At 71.4% G+C, this 15,479-nt stretch carries 14 protein-coding genes; 1 reads left to right on the top strand and 13 read right to left on the bottom strand.

Annotated elements, in window-relative coordinates:
• Window positions 1-59 precede the first annotated feature (59 nt).
• The 13 genes from pgi to ACLJT4_RS04185 all read right to left on the bottom strand — a co-directional run bounded on the left by pgi (window position 60) and on the right by ACLJT4_RS04185 (window position 14,275).
• On the bottom strand, window positions 60-1,712 hold the full coding sequence (gene pgi, locus ACLJT4_RS04245) for a glucose-6-phosphate isomerase (protein WP_411121029.1): 1,653 nt from the start codon (window positions 1,710-1,712) through the stop codon (window positions 60-62).
• 56 nt (window positions 1,713-1,768) lie between these two features.
• Entirely contained in the window at window positions 1,769-3,043 is a 1,275-nt protein-coding gene (locus ACLJT4_RS04240; RefSeq protein WP_411121028.1) for an MFS transporter, read from the bottom strand.
• Between the two features lie 230 nt (window positions 3,044-3,273).
• The gene (locus tag ACLJT4_RS04235; protein ID WP_016578660.1) at window positions 3,274-3,609 is read right to left on the bottom strand and encodes an RNA polymerase-binding protein RbpA; all 336 of its coding nucleotides are present in this window, start codon (window positions 3,607-3,609) and stop codon (window positions 3,274-3,276) included.
• Between the two features lie 151 nt (window positions 3,610-3,760).
• Window positions 3,761-3,997 carry a preprotein translocase subunit SecG gene (secG, locus tag ACLJT4_RS04230; protein WP_275465173.1) on the bottom strand — a complete coding sequence of 79 codons (237 nt, stop codon included), beginning with the start codon at window positions 3,995-3,997 and terminating at the stop codon, window positions 3,761-3,763.
• Between the two features lie 141 nt (window positions 3,998-4,138).
• Window positions 4,139-4,915: a triose-phosphate isomerase gene (gene tpiA / locus ACLJT4_RS04225; protein ID WP_016578662.1), complete on the bottom strand. Its 777-nt coding sequence runs from the start codon at window positions 4,913-4,915 to the stop codon at window positions 4,139-4,141.
• 6 nt (window positions 4,916-4,921) lie between these two features.
• Complete coding sequence (locus ACLJT4_RS04220) at window positions 4,922-6,133, bottom strand: phosphoglycerate kinase (protein ID WP_016578663.1); 1,212 nt, start codon at window positions 6,131-6,133, stop codon at window positions 4,922-4,924.
• 111 nt (window positions 6,134-6,244) lie between these two features.
• Window positions 6,245-7,249 (bottom strand): type I glyceraldehyde-3-phosphate dehydrogenase, encoded by a 1,005-nt coding sequence (gene gap / locus ACLJT4_RS04215; RefSeq protein WP_016578664.1) that lies wholly within the window; start codon window positions 7,247-7,249, stop codon window positions 6,245-6,247.
• A 250-nt stretch (window positions 7,250-7,499) separates the two neighbouring features.
• Entirely contained in the window at window positions 7,500-8,489 is a 990-nt protein-coding gene (gene whiA, locus ACLJT4_RS04210) for a DNA-binding protein WhiA (protein WP_037683479.1), read from the bottom strand.
• Window positions 8,480-9,541 (bottom strand): gluconeogenesis factor YvcK family protein, encoded by a 1,062-nt coding sequence (locus tag ACLJT4_RS04205; protein WP_411121026.1) that lies wholly within the window; start codon window positions 9,539-9,541, stop codon window positions 8,480-8,482. The genes whiA and ACLJT4_RS04205 overlap by 10 nt, the downstream gene beginning before the upstream one ends.
• Window positions 9,538-10,491 carry an RNase adapter RapZ gene (gene rapZ / locus ACLJT4_RS04200; protein ID WP_411121025.1) on the bottom strand — a complete coding sequence of 318 codons (954 nt, stop codon included), beginning with the start codon at window positions 10,489-10,491 and terminating at the stop codon, window positions 9,538-9,540. The genes ACLJT4_RS04205 and rapZ overlap by 4 nt, the downstream gene beginning before the upstream one ends.
• Entirely contained in the window at window positions 10,488-12,653 is a 2,166-nt protein-coding gene (gene uvrC, locus ACLJT4_RS04195) for an excinuclease ABC subunit UvrC (RefSeq protein ID WP_411121024.1), read from the bottom strand. The genes rapZ and uvrC overlap by 4 nt, the downstream gene beginning before the upstream one ends.
• Before the next feature lie 112 nt (window positions 12,654-12,765).
• Window positions 12,766-13,659, bottom strand: a complete 894-nt coding sequence (locus tag ACLJT4_RS04190; RefSeq protein WP_411121023.1) for a hypothetical protein — start codon at window positions 13,657-13,659, stop codon at window positions 12,766-12,768.
• Window positions 13,660-13,663: 4 nt separating this feature from the next.
• A complete protein-coding gene (locus ACLJT4_RS04185) occupies window positions 13,664-14,275 on the bottom strand; it encodes a papain-like cysteine protease family protein (protein WP_411121022.1) in 612 nt (203 codons plus the stop codon).
• A 240-nt stretch (window positions 14,276-14,515) separates the two neighbouring features.
• On the opposite strand from ACLJT4_RS04185, the gene ACLJT4_RS04180 reads away from it, so the two are divergent.
• Complete coding sequence (locus tag ACLJT4_RS04180) at window positions 14,516-15,475, top strand: hypothetical protein (RefSeq protein ID WP_411121021.1); 960 nt, start codon at window positions 14,516-14,518, stop codon at window positions 15,473-15,475.
• The last annotated feature ends 4 nt before the right edge of the window (window positions 15,476-15,479 follow it).

The following is a 15,479-nucleotide window of genomic DNA, read 5'->3' as shown; positions in this document are numbered from 1 at the left end:
GCCGCAGATGTGCTGATGGCCCCGCACCCCGAAGGGTGCGGGGCCATCAGCACATCGCATCAACGGCCGCGCAGCTCGCGGTACTTGGCGACCAGACCGGCCGTGGACGCGTCCAGGCCCGGCACCTCGGCGCCCTCGGTGAGCGCCGGCTCGACGCGCTTGGCCAGGACCTTGCCCAGCTCCACGCCCCACTGGTCGAAGGAGTTGATGTTCCACACCGCGCCCTGGACGAACACCTTGTGCTCGTAGAGCGCGATCAACTGGCCCAGCACCGAGGGGCTCAGCTCCGACGCCAGGATCGTGGTGGTGGGGTGGTTGCCCCGGAAGGTGCGGTGCGGCACCAGTTCCTCGGCGACGCCCTCGGCGCGCACCTCGTCCGCGGTCTTGCCGAACGCCAGCGCCTGGCCCTGCGCAAGGAGGTTGGCCATCAGCAGGTCGTGCTGGGCGACCAGGTGCGGCTGGAGGTCCTCGACCGGCCGGGCGAAGCCGAGCAGGTCGGCCGGGATCGTCTTCGTGCCCTGGTGGAGCAGCTGGTAGTAGGCGTGCTGGCCGTTGGTGCCGGGGGTGCCCCAGACCACCGGGCCGGTCTGCCAGTCCACCGGCCGGCCCTCGCGGTCCACGGACTTGCCGTTGGACTCCATGTCCAACTGCTGGAGGTAGGCGGTGAACTTGGAGAGGTAGTGGCTGTAGGGCAGCACGGCGTGCGCCTGGGCGTCCCAGAAGTTGCCGTACCAGATGCCCAACAGGCCCAGCAGCAGCGGGGCGTTCTCCTCCGGCGGGGCGGTGCGGAAGTGCTCGTCGACGAGGTGGAAACCGGCGAGCATCTCGCGGAACCGCTCCGGGCCGATCGCGATCATCAGAGACAGGCCGATGGCGGAGTCGTAGGAGTAGCGGCCGCCGACCCAGTCCCAGAACTCGAACATGTTGTCGGTGTCGATGCCGAACTCGGCGACCTTCTCGGCGTTGGTCGACAGCGCCACGAAGTGCTTGCTGACCGCTTCCTGGCCGGCCCCGAGGCCGGTCAGCAGCCAGTCCCGCGCGGAGGTGGCGTTGGTGATGGTCTCGATGGTGGTGAAGGTCTTCGACGCGACGATGAACAGCGTCTCGGCCGGGTCCAGGTCGCGCACCGCCTCGTGCAGGTCGGCACCGTCCACGTTGGAGACGAAGCGGAACTGCATGTCCCGGTGGGTGTAGGCGCGCAGCGCCTCGTAGGCCATCGCGGGGCCCAGGTCCGAACCGCCGATCCCGATGTTGACGACCGTCTTGATCCGGCGGCCGGTGTACCCCTTCCAGTCCCCGGAGCGGACCCGGTCGGCGAACGTCGACATCCGCGTCAGGACGTGCTGCACCGCGGGAACGACGTTCTCCCCGTCGGTCACGATGGCCGCCGAGCCCGGGGCGCGCAGCGCGGTGTGCAGCACGGAGCGGTGCTCGGTGATGTTGATCTTCTCGCCGCGGAACATCGCGTCCCGCAACTCGGCCACGCCGGTCGCCGCGGCCAGTTCGCGGAGCAGCCGCAGGGTCTCGTCGGTGACCAGGTGCTTGGAGTAGTCCAGGTGCAGGTCGCCGACCTGGAGGGTCAGGCGCCCGGCGCGCGAGGGGTCCTTGTCGAACAGCTCGCGCAGGTGTACCTCCCCCATCTGCTCGCGGTGCTTGCTCAACGCGGTCCACTCAGGCATCTGGTCGAGCCTGCCGCGGCCTTCTGCGTTCATTCGGACATCAGCCTTCTTCGTCTCGTAGCGGCCCCGCCGTCCTCCAACCTAATTGATCAGGGCGCGGTATGAGGTATCTGTCCCCCGTTGGACGGGGTGCCGTCGCCGCCCCGAACAACGGGTGCCAGCACCACCGCCCCCACCCCCAGCAGCGCGGCCGCCACCAGCGCCGGGGAGTTGGGCCCCCACGCCACCGCGGCCCCGCCGCCCAGCAGTGCGCCCACCGGGGTTCCGGCGATCGAGACCGTGCGGAACGCGGAGCTGATCCGGCCCAGCATCGCCTCCGGGGCGCGCTGCTGGACCAGCGTGGTCTCCAGGACGTTCCACACCGTGCCGGCGAAGCCGAACAGGGCCAGCGCCAGGGCCGCTGACCACAGCACGCGCACCGTGCCGAACCCCACCAGCACCACGGTCTGCACCACGCCGGCCAGCAGCAGGGTGCGCAGTTGGCCGCCGAGCGCGGCGATGACCCGGCCCGCCAGCAGCCCGCCGAGCACCGTGCCGGCCCCGTACCCCGTCGTCACCGCGACGTACCCGAAGTCCCCCGCGCCCAGCCAGTCCTTGACGACCACGACGAGCTCGGCGATCAGCGCGCCGAGGCCGACGTTGCCCAGCGCCACCGACAGGCAGACACCCCGCAGCACCCGGTCACCGCGCAACGCCCTTAGGCCCTCGGCCATTTCCCGCCGCAGGGTGCGCCCGGCGACGGCCGGCGGACGGGGCGGCGCACCGGTGCGCAACGAGGCCACCAGCGCGGCGGCGAGCAGGTACGTCGCCGCGTCGGCCAGGAAGGGCAGCGCGACGCTCACCCCGATCAGCACCGGCGCCACCGGTCCGCCGACGAACCGTCTGACCACCTCCTGGCCGGTCATCAGACGGGCGTTGGCGGTGGTCAACGCCGCTCTGGGCACCACCGCCGGCAGCAGGGCGGTGGCGGCGTTGTCGAAGAGCGTCTGGAGGGTGGTGAGCGCGAAGGCCAGCGCCAGCAACAGCCCGATGCCCGCCGCGCCCGCCGCCACCGCCAGCGCGAAACCGGCCATCAACAGCCCGCGCAACAGGTCCACCGCCCACATCGCGCGCCGCTGGTCGACCCGGTCGGCGACCGCGCCGCCGAGCAGTCCGAAGAGCAGCCACGGAGCGAAGCCGCAGGCGGTGACCAGCGCGATCAGCAACGGATCGGCGGTCAACGCGTGGGCGAGCAGCGGGAGGGCGGTGCCCCGCAGCGCGTCACCGAAGGCGGAGACGACGGCGGCGCTCCACAACCGACCGAACCCGCCGCCCCCGAAGCGGCCGTCAACTCCCGCCGCGCCACCCGCCACCGTCCGCGCCATCGTCGCCCCCGTACCGCGCCCGGGCGGTCCCCGCGCGGGATCCGCCTGCTGAAAACCGTACGGTCGACCTCTGACATCGGGCCTGGGGCAACCTCCCCATCACGAGCCTCAGATGGCCGCCGCCCCGGTGCCGCGTCGCGGGCCCGACAACGCGAATCGGCCCGGCCGGAAGGGGAGCGGTGTCCCTTCCGGCCGGGCCGGTCGTGCTCGGCAGTGCGCTGCGGGTGCGGTCAGATCTCGCCGCGGAGTTTGGCGAGCGCCTCGGCCAGGATCGCCTCGCCGTCGGCGTCGCTGCGGCGCTCCCGGACGTAGGCGAGGTGCGTCTTGTACGGCTCGGTACGCGGCGGGTCCGGCGGGCTGTCCCGGTCCTTGCCGGCCGGGAAACCACAGCGGGGGCAGTCCCAGGTGTCCGGCACCTGGGCATCGCCGGCGAAGCTGGGCTGCGTCTCGTGCCCGTTGGAGCACCAGAAGGAGATGCGGATACGCGGCGCGGACTCGCCGCGCTCGGCCTCCCCCATCGGCCCCGCCCCGACCCGACTTCCTCGGATCGCGTTGCCACTTGCCACGGTCGTAACTCCCTGCGTAATGGTGCCGCGTGCTCTCACAGCAGCTGCGCTGCGGGCGCCCCAGTCTACGTAAGGCCCAACGCGCGTCCAGTGACACGAGTTACCGTCCCGGGACGCTGCCTTCATGATAGGCCGCGTCCCCGACGGTATGTCAGCTGCCGAGCTTCATCAGGATGCCGAGCACCACGATGCAGGCGAACCAGAGCAGGGCGATCACGATCGTGATGCGGTCGAGGTTGCGCTCGGCGACGGAGGAGCCGCCGACCGAGGACTGCATGCCGCCACCGAACATGTCGGACAGACCGCCGCCCTTTCCCTTGTGCATGAGCACCAACATCATCAGCAGCGCGCTGAAGATGATGAGGGCGATCGAGAACCCGATGACCACGGCTGGACCAACTCTCTGAGGACTGTCGGACGGAACGCACCAGCCGTCCGAAGGTGCCGGACGGTGCGGGGCCGGGCGGTGCGCACGACACCGGACCCGGCCCCGACAGGGTACGACGGGCCGGGCCCGTCGTCATAGCTGCTACTGATCGCGGAAACGGACGATCTTCACGAATTCGTCCGCGTCCAGGGCCGCGCCGCCGATCAGGGCGCCGTCCACGTCAGGCTGCGCCATGATCGCCGCGACGTTGCCGGACTTGACCGAGCCGCCGTACTGGATGCGGACCTTGTCGGCCAGCTCCTGGCTGTAGAGCTCGGCGAGGCGGCCGCGGATGGCACCGCAGACCTCCTGCGCGTCCTCGGGCGTGGCGACCTCGCCGGTGCCGATGGCCCACACCGGCTCGTAGGCGATCACGATCGTCTCGGCCTGTGCGGCCGGGACGTCCTTCAGGCCGCCGTCGACCTGGGCGAGGGTGTGCGCGACCTGGTTGCCGGCCTTGCGGACGTCCAGGCCCTCGCCGACGCACAGGATCGGGGTCAGGCCGTGCTGGAACGCGGCCTTGACCTTGGCGTTGCAGATCTCCTCGTCCTCGCCGTGGTACTGGCGGCGCTCGCTGTGGCCGACGGCCACGTAGGTGCACTTGAGCTTGGCCAGCATGGCGCCGGAGATCTCGCCGGTGTAGGCACCGGAGTCGTGCGCCGACAGGTCCTGGGCGCCGTACTTGATCTTGAGCTTGTCGCCGTCGACGAGGGTCTGCACCGAGCGCAGATCGGTGAAGGGCGGCAGGACCGCGACCTCCACCTGGTCGAAGTCCTTGTCGCTGAGGGCGAAGGCGAGCTTCTGGACGTGGGCGATGGCCTCAAGGTGGTTGAGGTTCATCTTCCAGTTGCCCGCCATCAGCGGGGTGCGGTCACTCACGGTTGTTCAGTCCTCCAGAGCGGCGAGGCCGGGGAGCGTCTTGCCTTCGAGGTACTCGAGGCTGGCGCCACCACCGGTCGAAATGTGGCCGAAAGCATTCTCGTCGAAGCCGAGCAGGCGCACCGCGGCGGCCGAGTCACCGCCGCCGACGACGGTGAAGGCGTCCGATGCCAGCAGCCCCTGGGCGACGGCCTTGGTGCCGTTCGCGTAGTCGGGGTGCTCGAAGACGCCCATCGGGCCGTTCCAGAAGACGGTGCCCGCGTCGGCGAGCTTCGCGGCGTAGAGCTCGCGGGTCTTCGGGCCGATGTCCAGGCCCTCCTTGTCGGCCGGGATGGCGTCCGCGGCGACGAGGTCCGGGTTGGCCGGGGCCTTGGTCTTCAGGTCCGGGAAGTCGGCCGAAACCAGTACGTCGACGGGGAGCACGAACTCCACGCCGCGCTTCTCCGCCTCCGCCAGGTACCCCAGGCAGACCGGGATCTGGTCCTTCTGCAGCAGCGAGATGCCGACCTCGTGGCCCTTGGCCGCCAGGAAGGTGTACGCCATGCCGCCGCCGATCAGGATGCGGTCGGCCTTCTTGAGCAGGTTGTCGATGACGCCGAGCTTGTCGGAGACCTTGGCGCCGCCGAGCACCACCACGTAGGGGCGCTTGACGTCCTCGGTGAGCTTCTTGAGCACGCCGACCTCGGTGGCGATCAGGTCGCCGGCGGCGTGCGGCAGCCGCTTGGGCAGGTCGAAGACCGAGGCGTGCTTGCGGTGCACGGCACCGAAGCCGTCGCCGACGTAGAGGTCGGCGAGCTGGGCGAGCTGGTCGGCGAAGGCGCCGCGCTCGGCGTCGTCCTTGCTGGTCTCGCCCGCGTTGAAGCGGAGATTCTCCAGGACGGCCACCTGTCCGTCGGCCAGACCCGCGACCACGGCAGCGGCCGACTCGCCGACCGTGTCGGTGGCGAACGCCACGTCCTGGCCGAGGATCTCGCCGAGCCGCTCGGCCGCCGGGGCCAGCGAGAAGGCGGGGTCCGGGGCGCCCTTGGGGCGGCCCAGGTGGGAGGCGACGATCACCTTGGCGCCGAGCCCGGCCAGCTTGGCGATCGTCGGGGCGACGGCGCGGATCCGGCCGTCGTCGGTGATGGTGGTGCCGTCCAAGGGAACGTTGAGGTCGGCGCGGACGAAGACCCGCTTGCCGGCGACGCCTTCCGTGGCGAGGTCGTCGATCGTCTTCATGTGAAGTGAACTCCGTTGTAGTCCGTCATGGGACGGGGCCCGTACGACGCGTTGCCGCGCCCTACGAGCCCCGTCCCACATTCCGGTGCCTTGGGTGACGTCAGGCAGTGATCAGAGCTGGCCGCCGACGAAGACGGTGAGGTCCACCAGACGGTTGGAGTAGCCCCACTCGTTGTCGTACCAGCCGACGATCTTGACCTGCTTGCCCTGCGCCATCGTAAGGGAGGAGTCGAACGTGCAGGAGGCCGGCCAGTTGACGATGTCCGAGGAGACGATCGGGTCCTCGGTGTACTCCAGGATGCCCTTGAGCTGACCCTCGGCCGCCTTCTGGAAGGCGGCGTTGATCTCGTCCTTGCTGACCTCGCGGTCGAGTTCCAGGACGAGGTCGGTGACCGAGCCGGTGGGGACCGGGACGCGCATGGCGATGCCGTCCAGCTTGCCCTTGAGCTGCGGGAGGACCAGGGCGGTGGCCTTGGCGGCGCCCGTCGAGGTCGGGATGATGTTCTCCGCGGCGGCCCGGGCGCGGCGCAGGTCCGAGTGCGGGAAGTCCAGGATGCGCTGGTCGTTGGTGTACGCGTGGACCGTGGTCATCATGCCCTTGACGATGCCGAAGTTCTCATCGAGGACCTTGGCCATCGGCGCCACGCAGTTGGTGGTGCAGGACGCGTTGGAGATGACGTGGTGGTTGGCCGCGTCGTACTTGTCCTGGTTGACGCCCATCACGATGGTGATGTCCTCGCCCTTGGCGGGCGCGGAGATGAGCACCTTCTTGGCGCCGGCGGCCAGGTGCTTGGCGGCGTCCTCGCGCTTGGTGAAGATGCCGGTCGACTCGATGACGATGTCGGCGCCCAGCTCGCCCCAGGGGAGGTTGGCGGGGTCGCGCTCGGCCATCGTCTTGAAGGTCTGGTCGCCGACCGTGATGGAGTCGTCGGTGTGGCTGACCTCCTGCTTCAGACGACCCAGGATGGTGTCGTACTTCAGCAGGTGGACCAGGGTGGCGTTATCGGTCAGGTCGTTGACACCGACGATCTCGATGTCCGCACCCTGCTCCAGGAGCGCGCGGAAGTAGTTGCGACCAATGCGGCCGAATCCGTTGATGCCTACGCGGATCGTCACGAACCGATCTCCTCGTTGGTACGCCGGTTTTGGATACCGGCGAGCTGTATGGGCTGTCCCCGACCGCCTACGACCCTACCCCCTGGAAGAGACGTACGTGACATTGACATCGGCGCCCAAAGGTGCTCAGGTGAGCGGCTTCGAGCCCCTCTGACGCGCATCGGTGCGCGCCGGGTCGCGCCGTCCACACGCACGCGCCCCCGGCACCCGAGTGCGGGTGCCGGGGGCGCGGGGGACCGGGCCGTCGCGGTCAGCCGACCATGCCGTCCGCGAGCTCCTCGGTGAGGTTGGATTCGGTGCCCGGGATGCCGAGGTCCTGGGCGCGCTTGTCGGCCATCGCGAGCAGTCGCCGGATCCGCCCGGCGACCGCGTCCTTGGTCAGCGGCGGGTCGGCGAGCGCACCCAACTCCTCCAGGGACGCCTGCTTGTGCTCCATCCGCAACCGGCCGGCTGCGGCGAGGTGCTCGGGGACCTCCTCGCCGAGGATCTCCAGGGCGCGCTGCACCCGGGCGCCGGCGGCGACCGCGGCCCGCGCCGAGCGGCGGAGGTTGGCGTCGTCGAAGTTGGCGAGGCGGTTGGCGGTGGCCCGCACCTCGCGGCGCATCCGCCGCTCCTCCCACGCCAGCACCGACTCGTGGGCGCCGAGCCGCGTCAGCAGCGCGCCGATCGCGTCACCGTCCCGGACGACGACGCGGTCCACGCTGCGCACCTCGCGGGCCTTGGCGCCGATGCCGAGCCGGCGAGCCGCGCCGACCAGGGCGAGGGCCGCCTCGGGGCCGGGGCAGGTGACCTCCAGGGAGGACGAACGGCCCGGCTCGGTCAACGAGCCGTGGGCCAGGAACGCGCCACGCCAGGCGGCTTCGGCGTCGCAGGTCGCTCCGGAGACCACCTGCGGGGGCAGTCCGCGGATCGGCCGGCCGCGGCCGTCGACCAGGCCGGTCTGGCGGGCCAGCTGGTCACCGCCGGCCACCACGCGGACCACGAAGCGGCTGCCGCGCCGCAGGCCGCCCGGGGCCATCACCACCAGGTCGGAGGAGTGCCCGAAGATCTCCAGGATGTCCTTGCGGAGCCGGCGGGCGGCGATGCCCGTGTCGAGCTCCGCCTCGATCACAATGCGGCCGCTGACCAGGTGCAGACCACCCGCGAACCGCAGGATCGACGAGACCTCCGACTTCCGGCAGCAGGTCCGGGTGACGGGGAGCCGGGAGATTTCGTCCTTCACCGCAGCCGTCATCGCCATGGGCCGATCCTTCCATGCATCCGAAAAATACGGTCGTACGCGGCTGCCAGCAGCTCCGGATCGTGCCGGTCGGGGGCTCCTCCGGCACCGGACCCGGCGTCGTCTCCGCGGGCCGCGACCGCGGCCAGCTCGACCTCGCTGCCGACCAGCTGCTTGGCGGCAGCGGTCAGACCGTCGATGTCGGGCACCGCGGCCTCGTCGGCCAGCACCACGTCAAAGGCGAGTTTAGGGGCGTGTCGGGCCAAAACCTCCAAATGACGCTGCGGGGAGAAGCCGTCGGTTTCGCCCGGTTGGGGCGCGAGGTTGAGGGAGAGCACCTTCCGCGCCTTGGTCTCCTCCAGGGCGACACGCAGTTCGGGCACGAGCAGGTGCGGGATGACCGAGGAGAACCACGAACCGGGGCCCAACACCACCCAGTCGGCGTCGCGGACCGCGGCCACCACCTCGGGGACGGCCGGCGGGTCCTCGGGAACGACGTGCACCGACTGCACCTCGCCCCGGGTCAGGGCGACCGTGGCCTGGCCGCGGACCGTGCTGATCTCGTCCGGGTGATCCTGGTCCAACCCCTTGACCTGGGCCTGGAGCTCCAGCGGCACCGCCGACATGGGCAGCACCCGGCCGTGCGCACCGAGCAGCTTGCCGACCAGGTCCAACGCCTGGACGTGGTCGCCGAGCTGCTCCCACAGCGCGACGATCAGCAGATTGCCCACCGCGTGGTTGTGGAGTTCGCCCTCGCTCTCGAAGCGGTGCTGGATCACCCGGGCCCAGGTCTGGCCCCAGTCGTCGTCACCGCAGAGCGCGGCCAGGGCCTTGCGCAGGTCGCCGGGGGGCAGCACGCCCAGCTCGTCGCGGAGCCGGCCGCTGGAGCCGCCGTCGTCGGCGACGGTGACCACGGCGGTCAGGTCCCGGGTGATGCGGCGCAGCGCGGCGAGCGAGGCGGACAGGCCCATGCCGCCGCCGAGCGCCACCACCTTGGGGGTGGCGCCCTTGGTCGCGCGGCCGCTGGGGACGAAGCGGCGGACCCGGCGCAGCCGTGGCGTACGGGAGGTCACTCGCGCCCCATGTCCCGGTGCACGACGACCGTTTCGACGCCCTCGGAGATCAGTCGGCGGGCCAGCTTCTCGGACATCGCGACGCTGCGGTGCTTGCCACCGGTGCAGCCGACGGCGATGGTCACGTAGCGCTTGCCCTCGCGGCGGTAGCCGGCCGCGACCAGGCGCAGCAGCTCGGTGTAGCCGTCCAGGAACTCCTTGGAACCGGGCTGGTTGAAGACGTACTGGGAGACCTCTTCGTTCAGACCGGTGAAGGGGCGCAGCTCGGGGACCCAGTGCGGGTTGGGGATGAAGCGGCAGTCGACGACCATGTCGGCGTCGACCGGCAGGCCGTACTTGAAGCCGAAGGACATGACCGTGGCGCGCAGCTCGGGGACCTCCTCGCCGGCGAACTGGGCGTCGAGCTTGGCGCGGAGTTCGTGGACGTTGAGGCTGGAGGTGTCGATGACCAGGTCGGCGTCGCCGCGCAGCTCGCGCAGCAGGTCGCGCTCGGCGGCGATGCCGTCGACGATCCGGCCGTCGCCCTGGAGGGGGTGCGGGCGGCGGACCGACTCGAAGCGGCGCACCAGGGCCTCGTCGGAGGACTCCAGGAAGACGATGCGGCGCTTGACGTTCTGCGCGTCGAGGGTGGCCAGCGACTCCTTGAGGTTGGCGAAGAAGCGGCGACCGCGGACGTCGACGACCACGGCGATCTTGGCGACGTTGCCCTGGGAGCGAGCGCCGAGCTCGACCATCGGGGGGATCAGCTCGGGCGGGATGTTGTCGACCACGAACCAGCCGAGGTCCTCCAGGCACTTCGCCGCCGTGCTGCGGCCGGCGCCGGACATGCCGGAGATGATCACCAGCTCGGGGATCGCGGCGCTCTCGCCCTGGTCGGCTTCGCGCATCGTGCCCGTACTCACCTGTGCACCGTCTCTCTCGGGTTCCTGCGTGTCGTGCGGTGTGCTCATCGGTCCTGCCCCCGTTCTGCCGGCAACGCGGCCGGTGGGGCCCCGTCATCCTCAATGATCTCTCCTGTGGCGGTGTTCACCGCGGGGGCGGGCGGGGGTGCGGTGGCCAGTGCCGCGGCGACCGTCTCGGCCGTCTTGCGGCCGACGCCCGGGACCTCGCAGATCTCGTCCACCGTGGCGGCCCGCAGCTTCTTCAGCGAGCCGAAGTGCTTCAGCAGGGCCTGCCGGCGGGTCTCGCCGAGGCCGGGGACGGCGTCCAGCGGGGAGGACTTCAGCCGCTTGCCGCGCTTGTTGCGCTGGTAGGTGAGGGCGAAGCGGTGCGCCTCGTCGCGGACCCGCTGGAGGAGGTAGAGCCCCTCGCTGCTGCGGGGGAGCACCACCGGGTCGTCCTCGCCGGGCAGCCAGACCTCCTCCAGGCGCTTGGCCAGGCCGCAGACCGCGACGTCGTCGATGCCCAGCTCGTCCATGGCCCGGCGGGCGGCGGCCACCTGGGGGGCGCCGCCGTCGACGACCACCAGTTGGGGCGGGTAGGCGAACCGCTTGGGGCGGCCCTCCTCGTCGGTGAGGCGGTCGCCGGGGTCCGCAGGGTCGGCAGGGGCAACAGGGGTGGCAGGGGCGACGGATTCGGAGGCGGCGGAGGCGTCGACGGCGGTGGTCGGGTCCGGCGCGCCGTCTCCGGCGGCGGTCCCGAGGTGGTCCGCGGCGGCTGGTTCCTCGCCCCACTCCCCCGACTTCTGCTTCTCCTGGAGGTAGCGCCGGAAACGGCGGCCGATGACCTCGTGCATGGAGCGCACGTCGTCCTGTCCCTCGCCGTGCCAGACCTGTGTGTCGCCGATCCGGCCCGTGATCTGGAAGCGGCGGTACTCGCCCTTCCTGGCGAGGCCGTCCTCGAAGACCACCATGGAGGCCACCACGTCCTCGCCCTGGAGGTGCGAGATGTCGAAGCACTCGATGCGCAGCGGGACGGTGTCCAGGTCGAGGGCCTGGGCGATCTCCTCCAGGGCGCGGGAGCGGGTGGTCAGGTCGGAGGCGCGCTTGGTCTTGTGCAGCGCGAGCGCCTGCTGGGCGTTGCGCGCGACCGTGACCATGAGGTCCTTCTTGTCGCCGCGCTGCGGGATGCGCAGCGAGACCTGCGCGCCGCGGCGCTGGGTGAGCCACTGGGTGACCGGCTCGACCGGCTCGGGCAGCGCCGGGACCAGGACCTCCTTGGGGACCGCGTCGCCCTGCTCCTCGCCGTAGAGCTGCTGGAGGGCGTGCTCGACCAGGCCGGCGGTGGTGACCGCCTCGACCTTGTCGGTGACCCAGCCGCGCTGGCCGCGCACCCGGCCGCCGCGGACGTGGAAGATCTGTACGGCGGCTTCGAGTTCGTCCTCGGCGACCGCGATCAGGTCGGCGTCGGTGGCGTCGGCGAGCACCACCGCGCTCTTCTCCATGGCGCGCTTGAGCGCGCCTATGTCGTCCCGCAGGCGGGCGGCGCGCTCGTACTCCATCTCCTCGGCGGCCTCCTGCATCCCGCGCTCCAGGCGGCGGATGTGGGCGCCGGTGCGGCCAGCCATGAAGTCGCAGAACTCCTCGGCGAGTTCGCGGTGCTCCTCGGGGGAGACCCGGCCGACGCAGGGGGCCGAGCACTTGCCGATGTAGCCGAGCAGGCAGGGGCGGCCGATCTGGGCGGAGCGCTTGAAGACGCCGGCGGAGCAGGTCCGCACGGGGAAGACCCGCAGCAGCAGGTCGACGGTCTCGCGGATGGCCCAGGCGTGGGCGTACGGGCCGAAGTAGCGCACGCCCTTCTTCTTCGCGCCGCGCATCACCTGGACGCGCGGGAACTCCTCGCCCAGGGTCACCGCGAGGTACGGATAGCTCTTGTCGTCGCGGTACTTGACGTTGAACCGGGGGTCGAACTCCTTGATCCAGCTGTACTCCAGCTGGAGCGCCTCGACCTCGGTCGAGACGACGGTCCACTCGACCGAGGCGGCGGTGGTGACCATCGTGCGCGTGCGCGGGTGGAGTCCGGCCAGGTCCTGGAAGTAGTTGGCCAGGCGCTGGCGCAGGCTCTTGGCCTTGCCCACGTAGATGACCCGGCCGTGCTCGTCGCGGAACTTGTAGACCCCCGGCGAGTCGGGGATCTGTCCCGGCTTGGGTCGATAGCTGCTGGGGTCTGCCATGCCCACCACCCTACTGACCGCCACCGACAATCAGGGCCGTGGCGGCGGAGCCCGGCCCCCCGCCGACCGGTGAACGGGGCGGAAGGACGGGCTCCGGTGGTGCGGTGGCCGGTCAGCCGCGGCGGCGCCGGCGCACCGCCGCCGCGGCCGACAGGCCGAGGGCGAGCAGGGCGCCGGCGCCGGCCACGGTCGTGGCGGCGGTCACCGCCCCGTTCGGGCCGTCCGCGGTGGCGTCGGCGGTGGCCGCGGCGTCCGCCGCGAGGGGGTGGGGCGCACGGCCGGTGTCGTCGGCCGGTGCCGTCCCGGGCCCGAAGCCGCCGGCCTCGCCGCGCTTGTCGTAGGCGGAGCCGGGGAGCTTGTCGCCGTACGCCTTGGTGACCCGCTCCTGGTAGGCGGTGACGGTGGTGCCCCGTGCGCCCACGGCCTTGCGGGCCGCGTCGTCCAGGGGCTCGATGCGGTCGCCGCGCTGGACGTACCAGGCGTCGATCTGCGGCTCGTGGAAAACCGTTCCGGCACCCCCGGCGGCGCCGGCCGCGGCGTAGCGGGTCTCGTCGTCGCCGCTGGCGATGTTGACGACCTTCCAGTCGGCGCCCTTGCGTGCGGTCCACACCGAGGCCGTGCGGCCGTCGGCGGCGACCGCCTTGCTGGCCATGAACTCCGCCCGGGCGACCGGGGCACCGGCCTTGCCGCGGACGAAGTCGGGCGACAGGACGTAGACCGGCACGGTGGAGCCCTCAAGGTGCGCAACGTTCCGGGCCGGGGCCGCGAGGGAGGCGGCACCGCCGGCGCGGGCGCCGTCCTTGGCCGGGACGGTGGCGAAGAAGCGAGCCAGGGTGTCCAGGGTCGCGGTGGAGGCGGACGCGTCCCGGGCGGCGGTGACGGCGGCGCGCGGCGGAGCCTGCGGCGCGGGCACGTCGGCGGCCAGTGCGGCGAGCGGGGCCAGGCCGAGGAAGGCCGCGGCGAGCGTGCCCGTGGCGGCGGCGCGGGCGGCGGTGCGCTTGGTCATGGCCTCAGGCTCCTATCCGGTAGAGGGAGTGTGTCCAGGAGAAGGAGCTGCCGTTCACGTAGTTGTCGAAGTCGCCCCAGTTGTAGCGGTTGTTGGTGGCCCAGGGGTCGCCCCAGTACACCCAGTTCCGGGAGGCGTCGTAGCCGTAGATGACGTGCATGTGGCCGCCGCCGGACGACCACTGGATGCGGGTCTCCACGGGGCGCTTGGCGTTGATCTCACTCTGGACCGTCGTGTAGCGGAGCCAACCCGTCACATATGAGCCAGGATTGATGCCCATCCAGTCGAATGCGTTCTGCACGTTTCCCAACGTGGCCTGGTTGTTGGGGCAGGTGGAGCCCTGTTGGCGGTTGAAGGCCGCGTTGCAGAACTGGTTCTGGCTGTAGTTCTTGCCGAACCAGGTCGCGATGGTGTTGCCCGAGCCCGCCCAGCACCAGTTGGTCTTCTCCTGGGCCTGCATGGTGATGTCCAGGCGGTTGGCGGCCTGTACGGCGGCGCCGGCGGGCTGGGGGGCGGCACTGGCGCCCCCCGGGAGCGCGGTCAGCGCCACCGCGGTGAGCACGGCTGCCGACAGCCGTCTGCCGCGCCGACGGCGGACGTGAAGGGGTTGAGACATGGCGTTCCTCCCGGTCAAGGGGTGAGGGGGGAGAGGAGCGCATCCGGATGCTGTTGAGGAGCATCAGGTGTTGTCGCAGGCAGGTCAACACGCTTCAATGCCAGGTGACATGGGGGTGTGGACGGACGGGCCCGGAAGTGAACGGCCGGCGCGCGGCGTCCTGCAGTGACGAGGCTGGCAGAGCGCGCGCCGTGCGTTCCCGTTGTGAACGTTCACCTCGTGCGCCGGAGGATTGAGGCAATGGCACAGAACACTCCCGATACGATGGAAAACCTTCCGGTTTCGGCCGAGTTGGCGCAACTCTTGCGGACCGGCCCGTTCCACCTCGCCCTGCGCAGCGCGCTCACCGCACGCGGCCTCGCCCTCACCCGCGTCCAGCACAAACTCGCCCAGCGCGGCATCACCATCGGGGTCACCAGCCTGAGCTACTGGCAGCAGGGGGCCCGCCGCCCGCAGCGCCCCGAGTCGCTGCGGGCGGTCCGCGCCCTGGAGGACGTCCTCGGTCTGCCCGACCGCTCGCTGCACCGGCTGCTGGTGCCCGAGGGCGGCACCCGCCCGGAGACCGAGCGCCCGCCGGCCCGCTCCTACCGCTCCCTGGTCGCCCCGGCCGACTGCCTCCAACAGCTCTTCGCCGAGCTGGAGACCCCGGTGGACGGCGGGGTGCACACCGTCGGCCACCACGAGCGGGTGCGGATCGGGGCCCGCCGCGAGCTGAGCGAACGGGAGTCGCTCCAGGTGGTGCGCGCCCACCGGGACGGGGTGGACCGCTACGTCGCCATCCACCGCGGCGACAGCGGCTGCGACCCGTCCCGGGTGCGGGTCAGGGCGATGGAGAACTGCCGGCTGGGGCGGGTCCGTGGGGACGCGGAGAACGGCGTGGTCGTCGCCGAGCTGCTCTTCGACACCCGGCTGCGGGCCGGCGACACGCACGTCTTCGGCTACGCCTTCGAGGACGGCAGCGGCGGTCCCAGCTCCGAGTACGTGCGCGGCTTCAGCTTCGCCGGCGGCCAGTACGTCCTGCAGGTGCGGTTCGACGAGGGGGCACTGCCGGTGCGCTGCCGGCGCTTCGCCCAGGCGTCGACCGGCGCCCCGCGCACCGGCCAGCAGGAGCTGACGCTGAGCGGGCTCCACCACGGGGTGCACGTGGTGGAGCAGGGCGTGCGGCAGGGGATCCTGGGGATCTCCTGGGACTGGGGGTGAACGG

It is taken from the genome of Streptomyces sp. x-19 (assembly GCF_046549115.1).
GTDB classification, from domain to species: Bacteria; Actinomycetota; Actinomycetes; order Streptomycetales; family Streptomycetaceae; genus Streptomyces; species Streptomyces albulus_C.
Note: the sequence above shows the minus strand (reverse complement) of the source record. Positions and strands in the feature narration are given on the sequence as shown.

Excerpts from the sequence above, each read along its gene's own strand:
- ACLJT4_RS04240 (WP_411121028.1), bottom strand. The coding sequence starts at position 3,043 with ATGGCGCGGACGGTGGCGGGTGGCGCGGCGGGAGTTGACGGCCGCTTC.
- rapZ (WP_411121025.1), bottom strand. The coding sequence starts at position 10,491 with ATGAGCACACCGCACGACACGCAGGAACCCGAGAGAGACGGTGCACAG.
- pgi (WP_411121029.1), bottom strand. The coding sequence starts at position 1,712 with ATGAACGCAGAAGGCCGCGGCAGGCTCGACCAGATGCCTGAGTGGACC.
- uvrC (WP_411121024.1), bottom strand. The coding sequence starts at position 12,653 with ATGGCAGACCCCAGCAGCTATCGACCCAAGCCGGGACAGATCCCCGAC.
- whiA (WP_037683479.1), bottom strand. The coding sequence starts at position 8,489 with ATGGCGATGACGGCTGCGGTGAAGGACGAAATCTCCCGGCTCCCCGTC.
- ACLJT4_RS04190 (WP_411121023.1), bottom strand. The coding sequence starts at position 13,659 with ATGACCAAGCGCACCGCCGCCCGCGCCGCCGCCACGGGCACGCTCGCC.
- ACLJT4_RS04220 (WP_016578663.1), bottom strand. The coding sequence starts at position 6,133 with ATGAAGACGATCGACGACCTCGCCACGGAAGGCGTCGCCGGCAAGCGG.
- ACLJT4_RS04180 (WP_411121021.1), top strand. The coding sequence starts at position 14,516 with ATGGCACAGAACACTCCCGATACGATGGAAAACCTTCCGGTTTCGGCC.
- ACLJT4_RS04185 (WP_411121022.1), bottom strand. The coding sequence starts at position 14,275 with ATGTCTCAACCCCTTCACGTCCGCCGTCGGCGCGGCAGACGGCTGTCG.